The following is a 23,538-nucleotide window of genomic DNA, read 5'->3' as shown; positions in this document are numbered from 1 at the left end:
CTTTATAATTTCATCGTAACCGTCTTAGCTTCCGTATAAAATTCGAAACTATGACGTCCACCTTCTCTACCAATCCCACTCGCCTTCGAACCGCCAAATGGAGTACGTAAATCTCGAACATACCAACAATTAATCCAAAGTAAGCCTGAATCGATTTGTGAAACCACTCGTTGCGCTCGTCTAAGATTATTTGTCCAAACAACTCCAGCTAGTCCATAAATGGAATCATTCGCAATGCGAATTGCATCCTCTTCCGTTTTAAATGGAATAACAACTAGAACTGGGCCAAATATCTCTTCTTGCGCTACACGCATACTATTATCGACATCATATAGAATAGTAGGTTCATAAAAGTTTCCTTCTACTAGACTCTCCACTCTTTTTCCACCATAGGCTAATTTTGCCCCTTCTGAAATTCCTATTTCTACATAACGATCAACTGTTTCTAAATGAGATTTTGATACAAGCGCTCCCATATCTGTATCTTCAGAAAGAGGATCTCCCACTTTTATTCTTTTTACAGCCGCTACAAATTTCTCTAAAAACTGTTCATATACACTTTCTTGCACAAGTAATCTTGAACCAGCTAAACAAATTTCTCCTTGGTTCCGATAAATAGCTTCAATCGATCCTTGTACCGCTTCATCTAAATCTGCATCTTCAAATACGATATTTGCTGATTTACCCCCTAATTCTAACGAAACAGGTATTAAGTTTTCTGATGCATTACGCATAATTGTTTTTCCTGTATTACTTTCTCCAACAAATGAAATTCTTCTTACAGCTGGATGTGTTGTCATTTTTGTCCCGACAGTATTCCCTGGACCTGTAATAATATTAAGTACACCTGGAGGTAGTCCTGCATCATTTGCAATTTCACCGAGCATAACTGCACTTAATGGAGTATAGGAGGCTGGTTTGACAACAACAGTATTACCAGAAGCAAGTGCAGCTGATGCTTTCCACGTCATTTGCATAAATGGCAAATTCCAAGGAATGATTAAACTGGTCACTCCCGCGGGAGCATACTTTGCATATGACATAAAGTTATGTTTGTCATAATGCTCATGCACCATATATTTAGCCATTTCAGCAAAGAAGCGAAAATTATGAGCCGAACGTGGTATATCGAATCCTTTACTTTCTTTAATCGGTTTCCCAACATCAAGAGTTTCTATATACGCTAGTTCATCCACTCTTTCCATAATCAAATCTGACATTTTACATAAAATATTCGACCGCTCTTCCACAGGAATTTTACTCCAAATGCCGCTTTTAAATGTACGTTCTGCCACATCAATTGCTCTTTTTGTATCCTCTTCATTTGCCTTTGCAATAGAAGCAAGCTTTCTATTCGTCGCTGGATTGAACGTATCAAATGTTTCGCCAGATATGGAATCCACATATTGTCCATCAATAAACAATTTCGCATCTTTTACTTTCATTTTGTCAGCTAATAATTCTTTGTTCACCTTCCTTACCTCCTATTCCTCAATTTCTAAAACCATCTCAATTTCAATTGTTGTGTTATTAGGTAATTGAGCCATACCGACTGCAGATCGGGCGTGTTTTCCCTTTTCCCCAAAAATATCTACTAATACATCAGATGCCCCGTTCATTACTTTTGGCTGATTAATAAAATCTTCCGTACTATTTACAAAACCAAGCAGCTTTACAACTTGTTTCACCTTATTTAAATCACCTAGTTCGTTTCTCACAACACTCAATAAATTCAACATTGATTGTCTTGCTGCTTTATATCCTTCATCAATTGAAATATCCTTTCCTAATTTCCCATGATACTCATCTACCCCTTGTCCAGCAGTAAACAATAAGTTACCTACTTTTACACAACTCACATAATTTCCAACTGCTGGGCGGATAGCTGGTAGTGTGATTCCTAACTCACTTAATTTGCTCTCAGGTGTTTGTAATCTCTGCATATGCTACACCTCGTTTCTTTATATCAATATTTAAAAATCCCGCAGCATTCCCCCCAAGCATCGCTGCTTTTTGTTCCTCCGATAAACCGACTGTTTCATCAATCACTTTTCCCGGATCAACTTCTCGCAATAAAAATGGATAATCTGAACCCATGAAAATCTTTTCATGTCCAAATCTTTCAATCATATATTTCAAATTAATAGGATCATAATTTAAAGAATCAAAATAAAATTTCTTTGCATAATAACTAGGAGGGTATGTAGTCAGCCGTAAATGTGGCCATACTTTCCATCCTTGATCTAATCTTGGCAAAATATATGGGAAAGACCCTCCCCCATGTGCAAAACAAACCTTTAACCGTGGAAATTTCTCCATTATCCCACTACATATTAGTGTAGCTGCCGCAAGTGCTGTTTCACTTGGCATCCCAACTGTATACATAAAATTATGATGTGGCATTCTATCGCGCCCTAATGTTTCCCATGGATGAATAAAAATCGGAACTTGCCATTTTTCAGCCATTCGAAAGAATTCAATAAACGATGGATCATCTAAATTTTTACCATTTACGTTTGTGCCAATTTCAATACCATGTAAATTTAATTCCGTTATACAACGCTCCATTTCACGAATTGCAGTTTCTCCATCTTGCATCGGAACTGTTCCTAACCCTACAAAACGATCTGGATGTGCTGAAACTGTTTCTGCAATAAAATCATTTTGAATACGTGCCATACTTTCGGCTTCCTCTGGTTTTGCCCAATACGAAAATGTAACAGGGATTGGCGATAAAACTTGAATATCTACACCTTCACGGTCCATATCTTCAATTCTTTTCTTAGGGCACCAGACTTGGTCTGTAACGTCACGAAAGTTTTTACCTCCAACCATAATACTTGCACCACATGTACAAGTCCGATTTAATATCGGCCAACGACCGCCACCAAACTTCTCTTCAAAATCCGGAAAAGTTTCAGGAATAATATGTGTATGAAAATCTATTCGCACTTCCATTCCTCCACTTCTTCTGGCATAATGTGACCGCAGTTCTTACACGCTCGAATTTCCTTATTTGAATTAAAACTATGAATTGCTTCTTTTACTTGTTTTTCGATATCATTTAATTGAACACGTACACGATGCATTTCATGATTACACTCGTCACAGAACCAAACGAAATCCTCAAGTTCTCCTTGGCTACGTTTTCTTTCAATTACTAGCCCAAATGTATTAGCAACACGATGTGGTGAATGTGGTACCATTGCTGGCAGCATAAATACATCCCCTTCTTTTACTGTGACGACTTCCCGCTTACCTTCCTCTGTAATACACTCCACATAACATTCACCTTTAATTTGATAGAAAAATTCATCTGAAGGATCTACGTGGAAATCACGTCTTCTATTTGGACCACCTAATATCATGGCGATAAATTCCGAATCTTGCCAAATAACTTTATTATTTACTGGCGGCTTCAATAACTCCTTATTCTCATCAATCCATTTTAGTAAATTAAAAGATTGCAATGTTTTAGACATATTATTTCCTCCTCTTTATTCCTTCTATTTATATCGTTTTAAAAGACTAACCGAGTAAAGAGCTAGACTTTTGCAACTCTCCATGACATACATAATTTCTAATTCTTGTTGAAGATATTCGCTCACCTTCTCTTCAATGGCTGTTAATATTTGCGCCCCTTGAAAATAAAAACGTGGTGGTGGATCAAATGTATACACAACATTTGTTATCTTTAATTCCTTTGCCTTCTCAACAGCATTTTTAATAACAGTTTGATGGCCTTTATGTACACCATCAAAAGCACCAATTGTAACAATTGATTTCGTTAATTCAGGTATACACTGCTCATGTATATAAATGATTCTCATCTCTCTTCTTCTAGAGTTAGATTTCTAAATAACCAAATTCCTTTGAAATCAAATTTGCTGTATTCATCACACTTTGAATTATGATTTCACGTTTACTTCCCTGCATATATGATATGGGACCAACAATATTAAGCGCCGCAATAGTTCTGCCAGTATAAGATCGAATTGGAGCAGCAATTCCATATAGTCCATGTTCATTTTCATTATCACTAATTGAATATCCTTGTTTACGAATCTTCTGTAACTCCACTTGAAATTGTTTCACGCAAGTAATTGTATTAGGGGCTCGTCGTAAAAGTTCTTTTTCTGACGTACATTCTAATGAAGATGAATGAAACGAAAGCAACACTTTCCCTGTACTTGTACAATATGCAGGCTCTCTTGATCCAACATGTGTTGAAATTTGAACTGATTCCCTTGATGAAACTTTCAAAATAAATACGACATCACCACGATCATACATACCAATATGCACAGTCCCATTAAAATTTCTAACCAGCTCTTCTACAAGTGGAATTGCTCCGCTATAAATCTCTTGCTGAAACATAACCTGGTTTCCCCACTCTAACAATTTCCAGCCTAATCTATATTTTCTTTGCTCATCTTGAATGAGCATTCCTTCTGCACACAACGTACGAACAAGGTGATGAACCGTACTTGCATTCATATTTAGTTTTTCCGCTATTTCAGAATTACCTAGTACAGGCTCATCACTCGTAAAACAATTTAGAATTTTACAAATTTTACTGATAGAAGCGATCAAATCATTTACCTCCCCTATTCCAGTTACAGTTCTCTAGTTTTAGATGTTGTTAAAAATATAAGAAGATTTACATCCTAACAGTAAAATTCTTGTTATCATCTGTTGCTCCTTCCTTTTCCAAATAAAAATGTAAGCGCAAACATTTTTATTTAACTTAAAGCACCTTCAGATGAACTTGATTGCAAAGCATTGTTTACTAGGGAAAACGTTTGTTGTTTTTTGTACGCATTATAAAACATTCCCATTTTACGCACCGGATCTCCAGAATAATAACGCTCATATTGTAATAACCGTTGTCCAAAAGCTTCTCCACATAAATCCCATGCTAATTTAAATAAACGAACTCGTTCCTCAGAAGATACTCCTTCACGCCCGATATAGTATTTTTCCATATCGTCTTGAATTTCTGGATTCATAAAATCTGCACCTGTGGGTGACATTAATAATCCACCAGCACCAATAGTTTGAATAATCTCAATTGCACGTGGATACATTTTAGGTAATAAACTGCGTATCGTATCAAGTGGCAACCTTGCAGGAATAACTTCTCCATATGGATTCGTTTCATATTCATACTCAGCTACTTGTAAGAGCGCACGTATCGTTTCTACATCTTGCATAAGCTCTGCTAACTGGTTTTGTACATTCAAAAATCCATCTACTCCTATCGAATCTGCTAATTTCATAGCTACTTCAGCAGCGAAAGAAAGCTTTACTAATCCTCTTACTCCAGATTGATGCGCTGGTTGATGACCAATTCCCGTTTTAGGATACAATTGATTCCCAGCTTCTATATTTTGATAAATAAATACTTTATCCCATGGGATAAACACATTATGAAATACTAGTAATGCATCCATTTCCTCAAACCTTGATGCAAGAGGATGATCAAATAAAGAACGTTTTCCATCTTGCATTGGCTCACGACAAAGAACTCTTAGTCCTGGTGCATCAATTGGTACTGCAAAAGAGATTGCATGACGTTCATCACCTGGCTTAAAACTTGGATAGGAATATATAATTACCTCGTCTGTAATTGGAGCAAGTGTCGCTAACATTTTAGCACCACTAACATACATCCCTTCTGCTGTTTCACTTACTACACCTAAATGCATCGTTTCATCTTCTTGTTGATGAGAAGCCTTACTACGATCATTTTGCGGATTAATAATCGCATGTGTTAAAAATAAATCATTATCCCGTATATGTTTATAATAATTCTTTATATTCGTTCCCCATTCTGGATTGAACTTCTCAAAAAACCAAGAATTACTTGCCATTGAAGTCACTGTTACATTTAAAAAATCTGGTGTTCTTCCCATTAAACCGAAGGTAGCTTTTGCCCATACTTCAAATAATTCACGACGTGCTTTTAAATCCTCATAATTTTTTGGCACTAAAAAGGCATTTGAGACCCTTTCGCCTGTCTCTTCGCATATATGAGTAATCTTATCTTGATATTCTGGATTGTGCTGCATATCATATAAGTTAGCAATTTGTAAAATAGGTTCGCGAAAAACATCTTCATTTACTACATCCGTTATTTTTCTTCCACCAATCCAAATTTCAGGATTTCTTTTTCGCAATCCTTCAATATACTGTTCCCCTGTTCTAATTGCCATTCTTTCCCCTCCAATTTCCCATAATAATATACTAAAAAGTTTAGAAACTCTATTAGATGACTGAATTTTCAATTATTATATCAATTTTAATAGGTACAATCCCTCTCTTATTTCACATTATGAAATCCTAATAATTTTTTAAGTAACACAAAAAAGGAACAGTTTCCCGTTCCTCACCCATTCACTTTCTCCGCATTGTTCCAATAATACTTACTAAACGCTTCCGTTAACACATCAATGGTATTATATAGTTCATCTAACGTATTATCCACACCACCAACTTCAATTAATATTGCGTTTTTAGATAAATCTTGGTTATAAATCCCATTTCCATCTTTTTTATACTTCGGAAAAATCCCTCTACTTAATCCGTAATAGTTTTCATCTAAATAGCTATTGATCGCCCTTGCGATTTTTTCATTTTCAGCACGCCCTTCGTTTTCCATCCCAATAATAAAATATAATCTTGCATACGATTTCCCGTTAATGACTTTTGTTGTTACTTTCTTTCGCTGATCATCACGATGTATATCAATCGGAAACGCAATTTTATTATTTTGTGCTAATGCTTCTTTTACATATTCATGAGATGCTGTATACGACTGATACCATTTCCATTTTTTACTTGCTAGTAAATCACCCATATTCGTTTTATCATGAATTACTGGAATTCCTTGTCCTTCAAGTTGCTCCTTAAAACGGTTCCCTAATAAGGACACATTTACATCTGGACTCGATGGATCGGTAGCCCCTGGTAATAACGGAAAGAAGGATTCCCAGCTATGTGTATGGTAAATATATACCGCGCTTTCTCCCTTTTTTGTCCCGTTCTTTTTTTGCACTGGATTCTTCTTTTCCGCTTCTGTAACTTTGTCTTTTGCTACTTCTCGTTCTTTCGTTACTTCTTCAATTGGTACACTAGATTCATTAGGAATATTCGTATAGTTCGTCCCTTCACCAGCTACGATAATGTTAGAATAATATTTTGACATACCGGGTACTTCTTTACCAACAAACGTTCTTAAATCTTTAATTTTTAAATCCGTCGCGATAGAGAATAGTAAACTTCCAACTGAGTCCCGTTTATATTTTTTAAAATAATCATATCCATAGTAATGATTCTCACTTTCTATCATTTGAACAAAACCTTGCATCGATACTTTTCCAAACCACTGATTCGCATAATAAGATTTCATTGTATGTAAAAGTGACGTCACAATCGACGCAATAATAATTACTACTAGTGCATATAAAAAGAGTAATGAAATTAGTTTCTTTCCATGTATACGAGTTGCATACTTTTTCACTGTATCACCTTCTTTATACATGAATATGTACAAGCTTTATGTAATATACGCACAAAAAAAGAGAAATGGCATCCCATTTCTCTTTCTCATTCTTATTGTTCTTTACCTGTATCATTTGAAGGTAGTTTCTTCGCTTGTTTTTCTTTAAAGATTTCTCCGATTGCCCCAAGTGTACCAAGTGTTTCAATTGCATTAGATGGAATAAAGACTTTATTTGCTGGCCCTTTCGCAACCTCAATCAATGATTCAAATGATTTATAAGCAAGTACGCGCTCATCTAAATCTGCTGCACGAAGTAACTCAATTCGATTTTGTTCTGCTTTTGCAATTTCATCAATCGCTCTTGCTTCCCCTTGCGCTTCTAATTCTTTTGCTTCTTTTATACCTTCAGCTTCACGAATACGTGCTTCTTTATCCCCTTCAGCCATCAAGATTTTACTTTGTTTTTCACCTTCAGCACGAAGAACCTTATCTTGTTTTGCAGCTTCCGCTTCTAAAATGATCGCACGTTTATTACGTTCTGCTTTCATTTGTTTTTCCATCGATGCTTGCACATCTTTTGGCGGGTTAATATCTACTACTTCAACACGTTCAATACGAACGCCCCATTTTTCTGTTGCTTCGTCAAGCGCTAAGCGAATTTCTGTTGAAATTTTCTCACGACCTGATAATGTTTCATCAAGTTCCATTTTACCAATAATTTGACGCATAGTTGCAGAAGTAATATTGCGAACACCATATTCATAATTAGAAATACCGTATGTCGCAAGTTCTGGTTCAACAATTTGATAGAAAATAATTGTATCAATTTCTACTTGTACATTATCTTTCGTTATTACCTTTTGCGGTGGTACATTCGTTTGTTGAATACGTAGATCATGATATACACGAACGCGATCTACAATCGGGATTAAAATATTTAATCCTGGGTGCATAATGCGCTGAAATTTACCAAACCTTTCAATAACCCCAACTTTTTGCTGTGGGATAATTTTAATCGTCAATGCAACAAATACAACGACAATCAATGCGAAAATAATCGTTAACGTTAATGCTACTACCATATTTATTCACTCTCCTTTTTTACTTGTAAAATAGTACTATGCCTCTTTATAACAACGACTTTTTCTCCAGCATCAATAGGAGTATCCGAAATAGCTGTCCAAGTATCTCCATCCACTTTCACAATACCGTTCACTTCACTTGTAATCGCTTGCATAACAATTCCCTTTTTACCAACAAGTTTATCTACTGTATCAGTAAAACCTTTTGCTTCTCGTAAGTTTTTTGAAATTCTTTTCGTAAAGAAGGTCAATGTTAAACTGACAATCGCACCAGCAACAACTTGTAAAAATAGTGCATCAGGAGCAAACAAAGCAATAAGACCTCCGACAACAGCCCCAATCCCAAGCCAAAGCATGTAAAACGTAATCGACAACATTTCTGCGATAAATAAAATACCTGCTATTATGAACCAAATCACCCATCCGGCCATATGCAACCCTCACTTTCTTTCTCATTTTCTATATGTATATGAAGAAAAGAATGGTTTATCCGCCCTTTCTCATAGAGGGGCGTTTGCTACAAGCTATTATATATATTCGCTGTTACAACAAGCATTAATAAAATACTATATTAATATATTCTTCATTATACATGAAAATCCCTTTCAAAAAATGACAAAAAATTTAATTCTTCCAAAATTATATTTTTAAAATTATAATTATTCTAACTGAAAAACCATTATTTTTTGGAAGGTGGTATTCTTATTGCCGAAACGCTCACTAGCTTTCTATTTAGGCTCCAAAATGTGTATTACCCTTGCTGACATTGTATACATAATGATTATTACAACTCACATCTATATCACAACTAAATCAGCTACAATTACCGCTCTTTTTCCATTATTACAAGTAATCACAAATCTTATCGCGAACACATCTGCACCACTTATAATGAATCGTTTTCCATCTTATGCATTGCTATATACTCTGCAATGGCTGAAAACAGCTCTTTTGCTATTATTAATGATTTTATTCCCGGTCTTATCCACAAACATTTTAGCTCTATTAACTTTCATTTTTTTCATTTCATTATGTAGTGGGTGGAGTGCTCCATTACTATACAGCATCCTTCCACGCCTAACACCAAAAGAAAAATTGGTAAAAGTAAATAGTATCTTTTCATTTTCAACACAAATTGCACAAGCGACGGCTTATTCATTTACAAGTATTATAGTTCTTCTCATTGGCGCTACTTCTACACTCATGATTAATAACATTCTGATGATTTTTGGATGTGTTGCATTACACTTTTCATTACGTTCCATACATACTGAACGAGTAACAGAGCCTTCCTCTTCAAAAAGCACCGCTTTATTAGAAGGCTGGAAACTATTATTTCATCACCCTTCTTTGCGCACAGTTACACTAATGGACATAATTGAAACTTTCGCAGGAACAATATGGATTGGTGCTATTACGATGGCATATGTAACGACTATTCTACATAAAGGTGAAGAATGGTGGGGATATATTAATACAAGTTACTATGTCGGTACATTAATTGGTGGTCTAATAGCGTGGAGAATGAGTTCATACATTCAAAATAATTTAATACGCTCCATGGCATTAGGCTCTCTTATGTTTAGCATCCTTACGTTTCTATATGGTGTTACAAGCAACGCATTTATCGCTCTATTTCTTTGCATTTTAATGGGACCATGTTATCAAATTAGAGATATTTCTCAAACAACAGTTCTTCAATCAAGTGTCTCTCCTTCATTATTATCAAAGATGTATACAGCCCATGGTGCACTTATCTCGACAGCTTCCGGCCTTTCTATGCTTAGCGTTGGAATTATTACTGACATTTTCGGTGTTCGTACTATTTATATCATCGCTTCTTTTCTTATTTTATGTTCTGCTTGTTTGTCTTTTAGCTTATTAAAATATCATAAGACGGAGCAGAAAGATATTTCACTTTAATCAATAAAACAAAGAGGACAGGAATTCCTGTCCTCTTTGTTTTATTCTATTCATGACAATTGAGGAATTTCCCTATGTTTTGTCGCTTGTTCAAAAGCATATGCTAGTTTAATTAATATTCCTTCACTAAAAGCAGTACTTGCAATCGTAATTCCAAAAGGCCTTCCGCTTTTCATATATCCAGCCGGTATTGCTATAGACGGATAACCTGCTTTCGCACATATAGTAGATCCTATATAAGAAGGGAACAGTATCGCATCCAGATTATATTTTTCCAATGCAAAATCAATACCTTGTTCTTGCGAAAAGTATATATCTTCTAATCTTGCCTTTAAATATTCAGGATTTCTTAACGTATTAGGAAAATCTTTTTTTCTTTCTAACTTAGTTTGTCCATATTTCAAAGCTCTTTCTGCTATGTTTTTATTAAACTCCATTAGCTCCGAAATAGAATGTACTGGAATAGTAGAAGGTAGTTTAGAAAAATAGTTATCCAGGCTATGCTTCAGCTCATAAAGTGGAACTCCCCAACTCCATTCTCTGTGAAAAGAAGGAATATCAATATTTTCTACTACTGTCGCTCCCTCACTACGTAATACTTGGATCGTTTCCTTAAACAATTTTTCATCGTACTCACCAGATTCGTAATATTCTTTTGGTGCATTGCTAAACACACCAATCTTCGCCCCCTTTAAACCGTTAGCATCGAGGTAAGTTGTATAATCTTGATATGCCATTCCTTCACTTTTATGAGTAGCTACATCCTTCTCATCCACCCCAGTTAGACTCCCTAGCAAAATAGCAGCATCTGTTACTGTTCTTGCAAATGGCCCAGCTGTATCTTGTGAATAAGTGAAAGGAATAATTCCACTACGACTAATTAACCCAACAGTCGGCTTAATACCTACAACTGAGTTTTGAACAGCTGGGCTCAAAATAGAAGCATCCGTCTCTGTTCCAACGGATAATACAGTAAAGTTAGCAGCAACTGCTATAGCAGACCCTGTACTTGATCCTCCAACAAACATATCATCCTTGCCTGTTCCATATGGATTGATTGTTTGACCACCTCTCGCACTATATCCAGCCCACATTTCAAAAGACATTCCATTTGCTAACTCTGTCATATTTGCTTTTCCTATTATCACTGCTCCTGCTTCTCGCAGTTTTTTTACGAGAAATGCATCTTCACTACTTATATTTTGTTCTAAGGCAATTGTACCTGCACTTGTATGCATTGAGTCATTCGTTTCAATATTATCCTTAAGTAAAACCGGTATACCATGTAATAGACCCCTTACACCTTTTGTCTTTCTTTCATAATCTAATGCTTCTGCAATAAAGATAGCATCTGGATTAATTTCTAAAATTGAATTAATTTCCGGGCCGTCTTGGTCATACTTTGCGATTCTATAAAGATAATACATGACTAGTTCTTTTGAAGTTAACTGCCCAGCTTCCATTTCCTTTTGAATATCATGAATTGTTAATTCTTTTTGCAATAATGTATTAAACTGGATTTCCATATTCATTCTCCTTTTATTGATGACGCGTATCTATTATCTTTTCATTTTCTCCGCTCCTCACATAAATAACTACAATCCCTTTAAAGGACTTCAACTTACCAGTTAAAAAACCTTTAATTTCCAGAGAAATAAAAAGAGTCTGAAACGAACACATTGTCGCCCCAGACTCTTTTTATTATTTTACGTATACCTCTTCTAGCAAATGTAAAAACTCTCCTTGTTTACCTGCTAATTCAGGGCATTTGTTAATATCAACCCACTCATAACAAAATACTAAACCTTTGTCTTCCTCACCAGCACTCACTATATGCTCCCACGTATCTTTCACATCTGTTAATAATGAAATATGGAAAAAATGACGTTTTTGATATTCCTTTTTTTCTTTCACAAAAATAATGTAATCGGAAAGAAAGCCCTCGATACAAAAATGGCGTAGTCCTGACTCTTCTTGTACTTCACGTAAAATTGCTGCCTCTAACGTTTCCCCTTCATCTACTGTCCCACCTGGCACTTGGATACCAGCCTCTCGTATATCACGATGTTTAAAAACGAGTAGTTGCATAACCCCTTCTTTTTCTCTCGTAATATATGCATGTACCTTTTTCTTATATAACATCGCCATCTTAGCCCTCTCCCCTCAATTCATTACTGTGTTACTTCTTCAAGCGTCATTTGGTTTTCATATAAATATGTAGCTTGCGGATTCCCAACATACCGTACATGCCACGGTTCATAACGATAACCAGTAATCCCTTCTTTCGCTTTCGTATATCGAATAACAAAACCAAACTTATGGGCATTTTCAGAAAGCCACTTTCCTTCTTTCGTCTCCCCAAAAGCAGTTTCTAACTGAAACTTAGCTGATTGAGATGTAATATCCATAGCTAATCCTGTTTGATGTTCACTCGTACCAGGGACTGCACTAGACATCGCTGTCTTTGCTTCTCCATCTTGCCTTTTATACATCGTATTTAATGCTTTTTGTCGATCAAAAGATCTAAATCCAGAGACTGCAAAAAGGAAAATCCGCTCATTATTAGCTTGCTGAAACATTTCTTCAAGTGCCAACGCTGCCTCTTTCCTCATCTTTTTCTTCTCTTGATCACCTTCACTAGAGTAACGTACTTTCGGGATAACTAAATCTGGCGGTCTATACCCATCTGGTAATCGCCTATTTTTATTCACAAGTACAAGCATCGAATTTGGATTACTAATGACCGCGATATCTCCATCCATATTAGCAATCGTTTCTGTTGCTTTTGGGAATATATTATTTACATTTACTTCCCGCGCCTCTTGATCCTTGTACATCTTATAATTTATTCCTGCTACTCCAACAATCAGTATCATCGCTACGATACCAAGTAGTGCCCATCTTTTTTTCATATAACGACCTCTTATTTTAATAATTTGGCCATTTCATACTCATCGACACCTTTTCCATCGATGATAAGAGCAGATTTTTTGACACCTTCTTGTTCAAATCCAATTTTGCTATATAGTGCCTGAGCTCTTGTATTGTGGGCCATTACCGTTAATTCTAAACGCCATACATCATGTAATCTTGCCCACTTTTCTACTTCTATAAACAAACTCGTTCCAATACCTCGGCCACTATACTCTTGCAAAATACCAATTACAATGCCTGCCACATGTCTCTTTCTCTGAACATCATTACCATTGGCTAAAATAAATCCAACTACTCTATCATCTTCAACTGCTACAAATATTGTTGCATATTCATTTTCTATAAAACGGTGGACCATCTTTTCTTGTTGCTCTACTGTAGTTTTTCGTTCTCCTGGTTCGTATAACATAAATTTCGTTTCTTCATCTAATTGCTTACTTAATTGCAAAAAAGACGCTGCATCTTCTACTCTAATCTCACGTATCACCTTGATCCCCTACCCATTCTGTTAGTTAAAAATTTTCCTTGTAAAAATATTTTCTCCACTATTCCGAAAATTCCTTTCTAAATTTCTTACTATAAATAGACAAATTTCGATATCACTATAATAATAGGGATTTTTGTCTATAATGTGACATTTCTTTCTACCTATAGATTATGAACAAACAAATAAACGTAATCTTGCTTACGTTTATCCCGCATTAACAGGTATCCTGATTGGTAAGGGCTACTAATCAGTAGGATGAGCACTCACCAATTAAATTTTCACTTTATCCATTTACTTTTTCAGCTTGCCAAAAATATTCTCCAAATGCTTTAGCAAGAGCATCTATCGATCTATTTAATTCTTCCTCTGTATTGTCTACGCCACCAACTTCAATTAATATGGCTTGTCCTGATAAGTCTTGATTATAGACTCCATTTCCTGTTTGGAATCCTTTTTGAATTACACCACGGCTCACTCCTGGATATTTCTTATTAATCGTCTCATGTAAAGCCGTTGCTAATTGTAAGTTTTTTTCATAGTTTTTGTTACCTTTCCCTATTACAAAAGCAAGCTTTGCATATGATTTATCTCCAATTGTTTTTGTCGTGACATTTTTCCGTGCACTATCACGGTGCAAATCGAAAAAATATTGGAGTTCTTTATTACTAGTCATCGCTTCTTGTACAATTTCTCGTGACAGTTTATAAGAACTATTACTGTTTAATCCTTTACTTATTAACTTTTGGCCGACATCAGTCTTATCGTTATTAGCACCTATACCTTCACTTTCCAGTTGTTCCCGAAAACGATCTCCAACTATTGAAATATTCGTTACAGAACTCGTTGCTTTATTCGGATCTGGGTCATTCGTTAAGTTCAGTAACGGCAAATAAGATTCCCAACTATGTGTATGATAAATGAATGCAACTTGTCTTTTCCCCGTTGTTTGAGCTGGCTGTTTCTTCTCTTTATTCGGATCAGGCTTAGGAACTTGTCCAGCTTCTCCAGTCCGTTCCTTCACTACTTCTTCAAGAGGAACACTCGATTCTATCGGTAAGTTGGAGTAATTTGTTCCTTCACCTGCTATAACGATTTCCGTATCATATTTCCCAAATCCCGGAAGTTCTTTCCCAACAAAACTACGTACATCATCAAAACGAATATTCGTAGCCATCGAAAAGAGGAATGAAGAAATAGAAAAGTCTTGATTCAAATTCCGGTACTCCTGTGTAAAATAATGATTCTCTTTCCCAATAACGTACATGTAACCATTCATTGATAACTCATTCAACCAATTATATAAATACGTTGACTTCGTCTCTTTCATGGAAGTTACCATTACACTAATAAGAAAAAAAGTCGCTAATACCGTAGTAATAACAAATAAAATTAATTTGCGTACACTTGTTAATTTCACGTAAAAAAAGCCTCGATTCATACTATCACCCTCTCTATTTCAAGTTATGTACAAGCTCTAGAGAATAGACCGTTTAAATTTCGGCTATATTGTTAATGAGGTGAAATGAATTGAAGCTATTAATAGGTGCATTACCAATCGCTCTATCAATTACTTTTTATTTACTTGCTTTACATCCTAAAATTCGTATTGTGCTCCATATTTCTGCGTACCTAGCATTGTATGTACTTGGGACTATAATTTCTATTACTATATATGATGTTTTAATACAAAATCTAGTTTTCATGACAAGCATTCATGGAATTTTACTAAATCCATTTTTTCTACTCTCAGGAGCATATATAGGTGTATACACGTTGTACTTAATTTTGTCTCAACTTATTATGAAACTAATGAATTCCCAAAATGGAGTGTAACTAAATGCATCCACCATTCATCTGTCATAAATGTAAAAAAAGAATAACAAGAAAGAAAGATCTTATTACCTCTATACGGTATTTCCGCTTTTATTTATTTCACAACACTTGTTTCAAAAATCAGCAATTATTTGTCTCGCGTTTTATTCCTATAAATACACTCTTTGGTTTCTTTCTTATTACATACGGGCTTATCGCTGGCAGCATTCTAATGTTCACAGAGCCCTCTATCATTTGGCTTATTTTTTTGCTTCCTATTTTATATCGGTTTTTTTCATATTATTATGTTGAACGTTTTTTCTCTAAATAACGGGTAGACTGACCTCTAGGAATACTTAAACATTCCCAATCATTTTCTTTTAACATTTTACCAATGTAAATGATTTGTCCAATATGTAAAGCATAATGAGAAATTTGCCTTTCGATCGCTTGCATGACAGTGTGCTCTTCTCCGCGAATGTATACTTTCTGCAAAATCTGCTCTGGCGTTACATTATCCAAAGCTTCAAAAACATATTCCCACCCTTCTTGCCACGCAGCAAGAGCTTCTTGTTTTGAATTGTAGCCACCTTCAAATTCACCATCTCGATTACGGTCTGTTTTTTCGCCATCAGATATTAAAAATTCCGTCCATCTTGAACGCATATTACCATGTAAATGCTTAATAATAATTGCAATACTATTTGTCTCCTCATGAAGAGACCACATTATCTGTTCATAAGTTAATTGAGAAAGTACTCGTTCTCCTTGATTTTGTGTTGCTTTAAAATTCGAAATTGCACATTTTAAATATTCTTGTCCGATATCCAAATTAACACCCACTTTCACACTAACTAATTTTCGTTCCATTCGGTAGTTCCATATTAGGCTGAAGTAAAATAACATCGCCAGCCTCAGGAACCCCCCCCAATACAAGCACTTCCGATTTAAATCCTGCCACACGCTTTGGTGGGAAATTCACAACAGCAACCACTTGTTGACCGATTAAATCTTCTGGGCTATATCTTTTCGTAATTTGAGCACTGGACTGCTTAACCCCTAGCTCTCCAAAATCAATTTCTAACTTAATTGCAGGAACCCTTGCTTCTTTAAATTCCTCCGCCTTCCTTACAGTCCCAATACGCAAATCCAAATTTAAAAAATCTTCAAAACTAGCCATTTTATCAAACCTCCCAATTACTACTTAGACAAAATATAAAAATCCCCTTCAAAAAAGAAAGGTGCCTAGGCACCTTTCTTTTGTAACTCACTTGATTCATTTGATTTATAGAAGAAGAAACCGAGAACCCCGCCAATACATGCTGGGATTAACCATCCTATTCCTTCTTTATATAATGGTAGCATTTGTAGTACATTTGAAATTGCGTCAATTTTGATATTCGCACTTTCTAAACCATTAAATAAGCTAATTGACAAGGCGCCTAATATTGCTCCAATATAAATTGTATTACGCTTTCCAATCCATTTATGGAAATACGAAAGTACAATTAATACAATTGCAACTGGATAAATGATCATTAACACTGGTAAAGTTACTGCGATTAATTGTGTTAATCCTAGGTTAGATACAATTAAACTAAACACACATACCATCGTTACAATCGTTCTATGCGAAAGTTTTGGGAATAAGTTTGTAAAGAAGCCCGCACAGGCAGATGTTAATCCAACAGAAGTTGTTAAACAAGCGAGTATAATAACAAGACCTAATAAAATTTTACCACTTGTTCCATATAACTCATTTACAACATTCGTTAAAATAAGACCACCGTTCTCCGATACACCAAGTGATGTACTTGTTGAACCAAGATAAGCAAGTGATAAATAGATTAACGTTAAACCAAGTACAGCAATAATACCTGATACAACTGTTGTTTTTGCAATTTGACTACTCTCTTTGATTCCCTTAGAACGGATAACTTGTACAACGACAATTCCAAATACAAGCGCACTAATTGCATCCATCGTTAAATATCCTTGAATAAATCCACCAAAGAAAGCATTTTCTTTGTATGCCGCTAGCGGCGCAGCTGGTTCTCCAATCGGATCAATAATTGCCTTTCCGACAATAACAGCAACAATCAATACTAACAATGGTGTAAGAAATTTCCCGAACCAATCCACTAATTTAGATGGATTTAATGATAAATACCACGTTATTCCGAAGAAAACTATAGTAAAAAGAAATAGCATGTACCATTCTGAAACCATTGCTTCTGATAAAAATGGCTTCATACCCATTTCAAATGAAACGGCTCCAGTACGCGGAATCGCGAAAAATGGTCCAATCGCTAAATAACTAATTAATGGGAAAACAAACGCAAATATAGGGTGAACTCTAGAAGATAGCGCTTTCAAGTCCCCCTCTACAAACGCGACAGCTGTGACAGCTAATAGGGGTAAACCGACTCCCGTTACAAGGAATCCAATTGTAGCAATCCAAACATTTTCTCCTGCTTGTTGACCTAAAACTGGTGGGAAAATTAAATTTCCCGCTCCTAAAAATAATGCAAATAACATTAAACCAATTGCTAGCGTATCACCTGGCCTTAATCGTCCCTTCATTTCTTTAAATTGCATAGCACTTTTTCATTGTTTTTCTCTATTCTCACAATATGCTATGCATCCTCCTCTCTGTTCATGATCATAAAAGATGCCCCTTACAAAGCAATGTCTTTCTCCATAATTTCTCCATTCCCCTTTTAATTACTCTAAATAATAAATTTTGATTTTTTCGAATATTTAAGTCATTAGAGTGTTATAACGCGGAGTTTAGTTGTCAGACCTCTTTGCTTTTATCACACATATAGTAACATATTTAGTTGAAAAATAAAAACATATTTTTAAATAGAATTTTTCGAAAATCAAAATTATCCACATATACTCCCTTTATTTATTCTATTACACAAATATTTTTAAAAATTTAAGATTCATATATTTTATTATATTTAGATATCTTTACACGAAAGAAAGTAAAGCCATCAAAAATAAGATGGCTTTACTTGTTAGTCTATCGTTTCAACTTCACGTGGATTATTCATCTCTTCAACATACACAACTCTAAATCCATGATCTTCTAAATCCTTTAGCAATGTTTCTAATTCACTATCTTCAAACTCTTCTCCTAATGTAAACATAATTCTGCGTACTAATAAAGCATCATTATCAAAAGTCATTAAACTTTGAATACCAGTGTATTTCTTTAGCACTGTCGATAATTTTTGAATGGCCCCATTATAATCTTGTGTTCCAATCATGACAGAATATTTACTAGAATGGACTCCCCATGCATCTTCCAATAGTTCAAAAACTTTTTTATGAGTTAAAATACCAAGGAAGATCCCTTTTTCGTTAACTACTGATAAATAAGGTAGCTTTTTAATTGTAAAAAATACTTTAAAGAAGGAAGAGTCTTCTCTCACGTACCCATCTTTATCGTTCAATAATTGTAATACATTATCTTCAAGTGAACCTTTATATTCTAAAATATCTACTTTGTATACATTCCCTAAAAATTTCTCTTTTTTTTCATCTAAAACTGGTACACAACGATACCCTGTTTTATTTAAGTGCTCTAGCGCTTCCCCTACTGTAATTGAGCCGGAGCAAAATAAAACTTCCCTTTTCGGCACATAATTCCCTTTAATCCTCATAAATAGCCTCCTTATGTTAAAATACTTTCTGTGCCATAACTATATTATATTTTCAGAAAAAAATAAATGATTTATTTTATTTTTCTGAAAATTATTCATTTTCTTGTCATAATTTATTCATGAATCATTCACTTGTATGATCTTCAGTATCAAACATTCTCTCTGAATTACTGCAAGAAAAATATATTGTAACTTACTCCGAAAAAAGCTAAAATAAGAATAAGAATTTTCTGAATATTCTAAGAGCAGGTGATTGTATGTCCTTATTGCGCTCACATATATGTAAATTTATCATTGGTGTTCTTGTTATTCTTGTTATAAGTCCTATTCCAGCATTATTTCTTACACATAGTAACTCTTACTTAACTAGTTTTATAAGCATTTTTCATAACTTCGCACAACTTTCTTCCATTTCAATTCCAAGAATTGATTGGATGCATGAACCTATCCTTTTCTCGGCAAATCAGATTATTCATGCACAAAATATGATACATACTTCAAGCCATTCTTCACCACTATTCCCCTACATATGGGAAATATATTTTTTATCGATTGTTCGTTTCACATTCACTCTTGCGATCGGTTTCTTTTTAAGTTTAGGAATCGGACATCTATTTTTAAAAGCACCCAATCCAGTAAGAAAGTGTACTTCTTTATTGCGCTGGATACCGTATTCTATTAGCACTGTAATATTACAATGTTCAGTCTTATTACTACTTCTCTACATCGCGAAATTCATAAAGTTTCCTTTCTACTCATCTTTTATCATCGTGTGTAGCACTTCTATGATTATTGTTATGCAAGCAATTAAAAAATGGCTTCCTTTCTTAAATAACACAAATGAATATGAAATAAAAAATTCAGCTTTCCTTGTTGATACGTTATTTATGGCGCTTACTTCCAATCATAAATCTATTTTAAGTTCCATTATTCTTTCATTCGTTTTTATGGAATGTGTTTTTCATGTAAATGGACTATTACAATTTATCGTTCAATTTGGGGGAAATACACCTATAGTTGTTACAATTGGTTTATTACTACTTTATATTCCGTATAGCGTCTTGTCTTTTCTCCAAACTTTATGGACAACAAACTACTCTAAACAGAAAACATATACTTTAACTAGAAGTATTTCGAAACCATAACATAGAATAACCGTCTACTTAAATTAAATGTAGACGGTTATTCCTATTATATAGAGGACAAAATAACAGCAAATTTAAAAAACACTTTAAAAACCTACCAATATTTACCCATTTCCTTTGACTAATCTTTTCATTTGGATTTATTATAAAAGTATAACATAATTGCAGGAGGTGACATCTTTATTCCAAACTTTGGAGTAGAGAACACACTTGGACATATTAAATATTTTTCTCATCTTTATACTTATCCTTATTTCTGGCTTTTTCGTTGCATCAGAATTCGCTGTTGTAAAAGTACGAAAAAGCCGCATTGATCAGCTTGCAAATGAAGGTAATAAGCAGGCATTGGCTGCAAGAAGCGTCGTATCTAACTTAGACGTTTATTTATCTGCTTGTCAGCTCGGCATTACTATCACTTCTTTAGGACTTGGTTGGCTTGGTGAACCGACTGTGGAACATTTACTACGCCCACTATTTGAAAAGATCAACATTACTGGAGCAATAGCTAACACGTTATCCTTTATTATTGCATTTAGTGTTATTACTTTTTTCCATGTTGTATTAGGAGAATTAGTTCCTAAGTCTTTCGCAATTCAAAAAGCAGAAGCAATCACATTAAAATTTGCAAAACCGCTTATTTTGTTTGATAAAATTATGTATCCATTCATTTGGGTGCTTAATAGTTCAGCTGTGTTTTTCACAAAATTATTCGGTTTAGAACCTGCAAAAGAAAATGAACTTGCTCATTCCGAAGAAGAACTACGACTCATTTTAGGCGAAAGCTATAAAAGCGGCGAAATTAATCAAACCGAATATAAATATGTAAATAATATTTTTGAATTTGACGATCGTGTTGCTAAAGAAATTATGGTACCTAGAACTGAAATGGTTTGCTTATCTACTGAAAATACGTTAGAAGAAAATATGGATATCGTCGCAACTGAAAAATATACACGCTATCCTATTATTGAAAAAGATAAAGATGATATTATCGGTATGATAAATACGAAAGAGATTTTTCATAATCAAACAAAAGGCATTTACAAGCCGCTTGATGCGTATATACATCCTGTTTTAACTGTATTTGAAACAGTTCCCATTCGTAAAACGTTAATCCACCTTCAAAAGAACCGCGTACAAATGGCAATTGTTATGGATGAATACGGTGGGACAGCTGGACTTTTAACGATGGAGGATATTCTTGAAGAAATTATCGGAGAAATTCAAGATGAATTTGATACAGACGAATCACCAATGATTGAAAAACGTACTCCAAAACTTACTGTTTTAGATGGAAAAGTACTCATTTCTGAAGTAAATGATATGTTTGGTCTGCATATTGATGATAGTGATTTAGATACAATTGGTGGTTGGCTTCTCTCCCAAGCTATTGACTTAAATATTGATGCTGGCTATTCAGTTGAATATGATGGTTTTCAATTTAAGGCATTGGAACTAGACGGACATCAAATTAAAAAAATTGCTGTACATAAATTAGATTCTATTAAGGAGATATAAAGTGACTGTATTATTAACAATTAGTATCATCGCTTGTTTCATTGTTTCATTTCTTGCCTTTATTTACCCCATTATTCCTGGCATTCTTGCAGTATGGGCTGGCTATTTCATTTATCATTTTGGTATAAATGGCGGAGAGTTAACGACATCTTTTTGGATCATTCAAGTCATTTTTACGCTTTTCATTTTCGGTGCTGATTTTATTGCAAATGGATATTTCTTAAAAAAATACGGGAGTTCTAAGTGGGGTGAACGTGTCGGCATGATTTCTATCATTGTCGGCTCGTTCTTCTTCCCGCCATTTGGTCTTATTATCATACCGTTTTTATCGGTATTTATAACAGAATTAATGCATAAAAAAGCGCCAAAAGACGCCTTTTTAGTTGGAATTGCTACTGTTGTTGGTTTTTTAAGTAGTACCGTTGCAAAAGCCATTCTCCAGATCATTATGATTATCATCTTCGTATGTTATATCATCTTTTAACCATTCCGACTTTGGAATGGTTTTTTTAATATGAAATACCTACTCGACTATTTTCGTATATATTTTCTTTACTCAAATTCCATGTAAAATGTGCTGTATCACCAACTGTGATTTTCGCTCCACCTTCTGGCAATATATCTTTTTCGGTTCGATATACCCCTGTCACATCACCGTCTATTAAATGCGTCGGACAAACAATGGTCCAACATAAATTACTATTATTAATTGCCTTATATGCAGCTAGATGATCCTCTGCTGCTGTTGCCGTTTTCCTTTTTGATTCCGATGACTGGAAACGAAATAAATTTAGATTTGTTCTTGCTTGTAAAATACCAGCTGTTCCTATTGTAAGGATCTTCTTAACGCCTTCTTCTTCCATATGCTTTATGATTTGTGGCATACTCTTTGCTAATGTCCCATTTTGATCCGTTCCAAGTGCACTAATTACTATATCGCTTCCTTCTATCGCTTTCTTTATATCATTTTCGTTCAATACATTACCTTCTATCACTCGTAACCTTTCATGATTTATTTCGATTCTATTTAAATCACGCGCTAACGCAGTCACTTCAGCTGAATCCTTTAGTGCTAATTTTATTATGTTTGAACCTACTCGCCCTGTTGCTCCCAATATACATACTTTCATTTGTTTTCCCCCTCTTTCATTCTTTCTCTATTTTTCAATAATCTCAATCAATTTACAACAAAAAAAGCTTCCTCATATATAAGAGGAAGCTCTATTATTACTTTATTTCTTTTCTTTTGAATCAGTAGACTTATCTGTGCTGCTTGTTTCTTTATCTTTCTTTTCATCTTGCTGCGAAGTTGTGTCATCCTCTTTCTTTTTATCCTCACCTTTACTACAACCTACCATTAATAAAGAACTTGCAAGTGCCATAGCAGTTAATGACTTAACCCATTTGTTCATTTGCGTTTCCTCCCTTTGATAGAATATGTACAACCCTATATTACTCTTTA

26 protein-coding genes and 1 pseudogene are annotated in these 23,538 nt (G+C 34.7%); 6 read left to right on the top strand and 21 right to left on the bottom strand.

What is annotated here, in order from left to right; all coding sequences use genetic code 11:
* Positions 1-2: 2 nt before the first annotated feature.
* From LUS72_RS10145 to LUS72_RS10100, 10 genes and pseudogenes are all read right to left on the bottom strand, one after another.
* Entirely contained in the window at positions 3-1,472 is a 1,470-nt protein-coding gene (locus LUS72_RS10145; protein ID WP_097829704.1) for an aldehyde dehydrogenase, read from the bottom strand.
* 12 nt (positions 1,473-1,484) lie between these two features.
* Positions 1,485-1,943, bottom strand: coding sequence for a RidA family protein (locus LUS72_RS10140; RefSeq protein WP_097829705.1), 459 nt, complete (start codon positions 1,941-1,943; stop codon positions 1,485-1,487).
* Positions 1,921-2,958: an amidohydrolase family protein gene (locus tag LUS72_RS10135; protein WP_097829706.1), complete on the bottom strand. Its 1,038-nt coding sequence runs from the start codon at positions 2,956-2,958 to the stop codon at positions 1,921-1,923. The genes LUS72_RS10140 and LUS72_RS10135 overlap by 23 nt, the downstream gene beginning before the upstream one ends.
* Complete coding sequence (gene nbaC, locus LUS72_RS10130; protein WP_088058417.1) at positions 2,943-3,482, bottom strand: 3-hydroxyanthranilate 3,4-dioxygenase; 540 nt, start codon at positions 3,480-3,482, stop codon at positions 2,943-2,945. The genes LUS72_RS10135 and nbaC overlap by 16 nt, the downstream gene beginning before the upstream one ends.
* Positions 3,483-3,601: 119 nt before the next feature.
* Positions 3,602-3,830 (bottom strand): annotated as a pseudogene (locus LUS72_RS10125) (adenylyltransferase/cytidyltransferase family protein); the annotation flags it as partial.
* 16 nt (positions 3,831-3,846) lie between these two features.
* Entirely contained in the window at positions 3,847-4,593 is a 747-nt protein-coding gene (locus LUS72_RS10120) for an IclR family transcriptional regulator (RefSeq protein WP_128854910.1), read from the bottom strand.
* Positions 4,594-4,742: 149 nt separating this feature from the next.
* Positions 4,743-6,215 (bottom strand): 4-hydroxyphenylacetate 3-hydroxylase family protein, encoded by a 1,473-nt coding sequence (locus LUS72_RS10115; protein ID WP_097829708.1) that lies wholly within the window; start codon positions 6,213-6,215, stop codon positions 4,743-4,745.
* A gap of 173 nt (positions 6,216-6,388) precedes the next feature.
* On the bottom strand, positions 6,389-7,543 hold the full coding sequence (spoIIP, locus tag LUS72_RS10110) for a stage II sporulation protein P (protein WP_141533541.1): 1,155 nt from the start codon (positions 7,541-7,543) through the stop codon (positions 6,389-6,391).
* 71 nt (positions 7,544-7,614) lie between these two features.
* Positions 7,615-8,586 carry an SPFH domain-containing protein gene (locus LUS72_RS10105; RefSeq protein ID WP_071769919.1) on the bottom strand — a complete coding sequence of 324 codons (972 nt, stop codon included), beginning with the start codon at positions 8,584-8,586 and terminating at the stop codon, positions 7,615-7,617.
* 2 nt (positions 8,587-8,588) lie between these two features.
* Positions 8,589-9,017: an NfeD family protein gene (locus LUS72_RS10100; RefSeq protein ID WP_264448884.1), complete on the bottom strand. Its 429-nt coding sequence runs from the start codon at positions 9,015-9,017 to the stop codon at positions 8,589-8,591.
* Positions 9,018-9,291: 274 nt separating this feature from the next.
* On the opposite strand from LUS72_RS10100, the gene LUS72_RS10095 reads away from it, so the two are divergent.
* The gene (locus LUS72_RS10095; RefSeq protein WP_264448883.1) at positions 9,292-10,509 is read left to right on the top strand and encodes an MFS transporter; all 1,218 of its coding nucleotides are present in this window, start codon (positions 9,292-9,294) and stop codon (positions 10,507-10,509) included.
* 50 nt (positions 10,510-10,559) lie between these two features.
* On the opposite strand, the gene LUS72_RS10090 is transcribed toward LUS72_RS10095, so the two are convergent.
* From LUS72_RS10090 to spoIIP (LUS72_RS10070), 5 genes are all read right to left on the bottom strand, one after another.
* Complete coding sequence (locus LUS72_RS10090) at positions 10,560-12,035, bottom strand: amidase family protein (RefSeq protein ID WP_264448882.1); 1,476 nt, start codon at positions 12,033-12,035, stop codon at positions 10,560-10,562.
* A gap of 175 nt (positions 12,036-12,210) precedes the next feature.
* Entirely contained in the window at positions 12,211-12,657 is a 447-nt protein-coding gene (locus tag LUS72_RS10085) for an NUDIX hydrolase (RefSeq protein WP_097829711.1), read from the bottom strand.
* A gap of 23 nt (positions 12,658-12,680) precedes the next feature.
* Positions 12,681-13,421 (bottom strand): M15 family metallopeptidase, encoded by a 741-nt coding sequence (locus LUS72_RS10080; protein ID WP_097829712.1) that lies wholly within the window; start codon positions 13,419-13,421, stop codon positions 12,681-12,683.
* An 11-nt stretch (positions 13,422-13,432) separates the two neighbouring features.
* Positions 13,433-13,930 (bottom strand): GNAT family N-acetyltransferase, encoded by a 498-nt coding sequence (locus LUS72_RS10075; protein WP_097829713.1) that lies wholly within the window; start codon positions 13,928-13,930, stop codon positions 13,433-13,435.
* A 283-nt stretch (positions 13,931-14,213) separates the two neighbouring features.
* Positions 14,214-15,368 carry a stage II sporulation protein SpoIIP gene (gene spoIIP, locus LUS72_RS10070; RefSeq protein ID WP_097829714.1) on the bottom strand — a complete coding sequence of 385 codons (1,155 nt, stop codon included), beginning with the start codon at positions 15,366-15,368 and terminating at the stop codon, positions 14,214-14,216.
* A gap of 89 nt (positions 15,369-15,457) precedes the next feature.
* Here spoIIP (LUS72_RS10070) and LUS72_RS10065 point away from each other — a divergent pair, with 89 nt between their 5' ends.
* Together LUS72_RS10065 and LUS72_RS10060 are read left to right on the top strand one after the other, a co-directional pair.
* On the top strand, positions 15,458-15,763 hold the full coding sequence (locus LUS72_RS10065; RefSeq protein ID WP_097829715.1) for a hypothetical protein: 306 nt from the start codon (positions 15,458-15,460) through the stop codon (positions 15,761-15,763).
* A gap of 4 nt (positions 15,764-15,767) precedes the next feature.
* Complete coding sequence (locus LUS72_RS10060) at positions 15,768-16,073, top strand: permease (protein ID WP_097829716.1); 306 nt, start codon at positions 15,768-15,770, stop codon at positions 16,071-16,073.
* Here the strand turns inward: LUS72_RS10060 and LUS72_RS10055 are convergent.
* The 4 genes from LUS72_RS10055 to cbpA all read right to left on the bottom strand — a co-directional run bounded on the left by LUS72_RS10055 (position 16,046) and on the right by cbpA (position 19,413).
* The gene (locus tag LUS72_RS10055) at positions 16,046-16,612 is read right to left on the bottom strand and encodes a DUF1572 domain-containing protein (protein ID WP_141533543.1); all 567 of its coding nucleotides are present in this window, start codon (positions 16,610-16,612) and stop codon (positions 16,046-16,048) included. The two genes, LUS72_RS10060 and LUS72_RS10055, sit on opposite strands and share 28 nt — an antisense overlap.
* Positions 16,593-16,922 (bottom strand): chaperone CsaA, encoded by a 330-nt coding sequence (csaA, locus tag LUS72_RS10050; protein WP_097829717.1) that lies wholly within the window; start codon positions 16,920-16,922, stop codon positions 16,593-16,595. The genes LUS72_RS10055 and csaA overlap by 20 nt, the downstream gene beginning before the upstream one ends.
* 65 nt (positions 16,923-16,987) lie before the next feature.
* A complete protein-coding gene (gene brnQ4 / locus LUS72_RS10045; protein ID WP_097829805.1) occupies positions 16,988-18,325 on the bottom strand; it encodes a branched-chain amino acid transport system II carrier protein BrnQ4 in 1,338 nt (445 codons plus the stop codon).
* A gap of 440 nt (positions 18,326-18,765) precedes the next feature.
* Positions 18,766-19,413 carry a cyclic di-AMP binding protein CbpA gene (gene cbpA, locus LUS72_RS10040; RefSeq protein WP_098361930.1) on the bottom strand — a complete coding sequence of 216 codons (648 nt, stop codon included), beginning with the start codon at positions 19,411-19,413 and terminating at the stop codon, positions 18,766-18,768.
* 257 nt (positions 19,414-19,670) lie between these two features.
* Between cbpA and LUS72_RS10035 the strand changes: the two genes are divergently transcribed.
* The 3 genes from LUS72_RS10035 (at position 19,671) to LUS72_RS10025 (ending at position 22,560) form a co-directional block, all read left to right on the top strand.
* Positions 19,671-20,558, top strand: coding sequence for a hypothetical protein (locus tag LUS72_RS10035; RefSeq protein WP_097829719.1), 888 nt, complete (start codon positions 19,671-19,673; stop codon positions 20,556-20,558).
* Positions 20,559-20,768: 210 nt separating this feature from the next.
* On the top strand, positions 20,769-22,076 hold the full coding sequence (locus LUS72_RS10030; protein ID WP_097829720.1) for a hemolysin family protein: 1,308 nt from the start codon (positions 20,769-20,771) through the stop codon (positions 22,074-22,076).
* Position 22,077: 1 nt separating this feature from the next.
* The gene (locus tag LUS72_RS10025; RefSeq protein ID WP_097829721.1) at positions 22,078-22,560 is read left to right on the top strand and encodes a DUF456 domain-containing protein; all 483 of its coding nucleotides are present in this window, start codon (positions 22,078-22,080) and stop codon (positions 22,558-22,560) included.
* Positions 22,561-22,585: 25 nt separating this feature from the next.
* On the opposite strand, the gene LUS72_RS10020 is transcribed toward LUS72_RS10025, so the two are convergent.
* Together LUS72_RS10020 and LUS72_RS10015 are read right to left on the bottom strand one after the other, a co-directional pair.
* Positions 22,586-23,206: an NAD(P)-dependent oxidoreductase gene (locus LUS72_RS10020; protein WP_264448881.1), complete on the bottom strand. Its 621-nt coding sequence runs from the start codon at positions 23,204-23,206 to the stop codon at positions 22,586-22,588.
* A gap of 102 nt (positions 23,207-23,308) precedes the next feature.
* Positions 23,309-23,488, bottom strand: a complete 180-nt coding sequence (locus LUS72_RS10015) for a hypothetical protein (RefSeq protein ID WP_097829723.1) — start codon at positions 23,486-23,488, stop codon at positions 23,309-23,311.
* Positions 23,489-23,538 lie beyond the last annotated feature (50 nt).

The organism is Bacillus cereus, from assembly GCF_025917685.1.
GTDB lineage: Bacteria > Bacillota > Bacilli > Bacillales > Bacillaceae_G > Bacillus_A > Bacillus_A cereus_AT.
The sequence above is the reverse complement of the archived record's forward strand: the minus strand, read 5'-3'. Positions and strand labels throughout refer to the sequence as shown.

Bases quoted from the DNA above. Each gene is read 5' to 3' on its own strand.
- cbpA (WP_098361930.1), bottom strand. From the start codon at position 19,413: ATGAGGATTAAAGGGAATTATGTGCCGAAAAGGGAAGTTTTATTTTGC.
- LUS72_RS10085 (WP_097829711.1), bottom strand. From the start codon at position 12,657: ATGGCGATGTTATATAAGAAAAAGGTACATGCATATATTACGAGAGAA.
- spoIIP (WP_141533541.1), bottom strand. From the start codon at position 7,543: ATGTATAAAGAAGGTGATACAGTGAAAAAGTATGCAACTCGTATACAT.
- LUS72_RS10135 (WP_097829706.1), bottom strand. From the start codon at position 2,958: ATGGAAGTGCGAATAGATTTTCATACACATATTATTCCTGAAACTTTT.
- brnQ4 (WP_097829805.1), bottom strand. From the start codon at position 18,325: ATGAAGGGACGATTAAGGCCAGGTGATACGCTAGCAATTGGTTTAATG.
- LUS72_RS10115 (WP_097829708.1), bottom strand. From the start codon at position 6,215: ATGGCAATTAGAACAGGGGAACAGTATATTGAAGGATTGCGAAAAAGA.
- nbaC (WP_088058417.1), bottom strand. From the start codon at position 3,482: ATGTCTAAAACATTGCAATCTTTTAATTTACTAAAATGGATTGATGAG.
- LUS72_RS10020 (WP_264448881.1), bottom strand. From the start codon at position 23,206: ATGAAAGTATGTATATTGGGAGCAACAGGGCGAGTAGGTTCAAACATA.
- LUS72_RS10055 (WP_141533543.1), bottom strand. From the start codon at position 16,612: ATGGAACGAAAATTAGTTAGTGTGAAAGTGGGTGTTAATTTGGATATC.
- LUS72_RS10015 (WP_097829723.1), bottom strand. From the start codon at position 23,488: ATGAACAAATGGGTTAAGTCATTAACTGCTATGGCACTTGCAAGTTCT.
- spoIIP (WP_097829714.1), bottom strand. From the start codon at position 15,368: ATGAATCGAGGCTTTTTTTACGTGAAATTAACAAGTGTACGCAAATTA.
- LUS72_RS10105 (WP_071769919.1), bottom strand. From the start codon at position 8,586: ATGGTAGTAGCATTAACGTTAACGATTATTTTCGCATTGATTGTCGTT.
- LUS72_RS10080 (WP_097829712.1), bottom strand. From the start codon at position 13,421: ATGAAAAAAAGATGGGCACTACTTGGTATCGTAGCGATGATACTGATT.
- LUS72_RS10100 (WP_264448884.1), bottom strand. From the start codon at position 9,017: ATGGCCGGATGGGTGATTTGGTTCATAATAGCAGGTATTTTATTTATC.
- LUS72_RS10060 (WP_097829716.1), top strand. From the start codon at position 15,768: ATGCATCCACCATTCATCTGTCATAAATGTAAAAAAAGAATAACAAGA.
- LUS72_RS10035 (WP_097829719.1), top strand. From the start codon at position 19,671: ATGTCCTTATTGCGCTCACATATATGTAAATTTATCATTGGTGTTCTT.
- csaA (WP_097829717.1), bottom strand. From the start codon at position 16,922: ATGGCTAGTTTTGAAGATTTTTTAAATTTGGATTTGCGTATTGGGACT.
- LUS72_RS10090 (WP_264448882.1), bottom strand. From the start codon at position 12,035: ATGGAAATCCAGTTTAATACATTATTGCAAAAAGAATTAACAATTCAT.
- LUS72_RS10140 (WP_097829705.1), bottom strand. From the start codon at position 1,943: ATGCAGAGATTACAAACACCTGAGAGCAAATTAAGTGAGTTAGGAATC.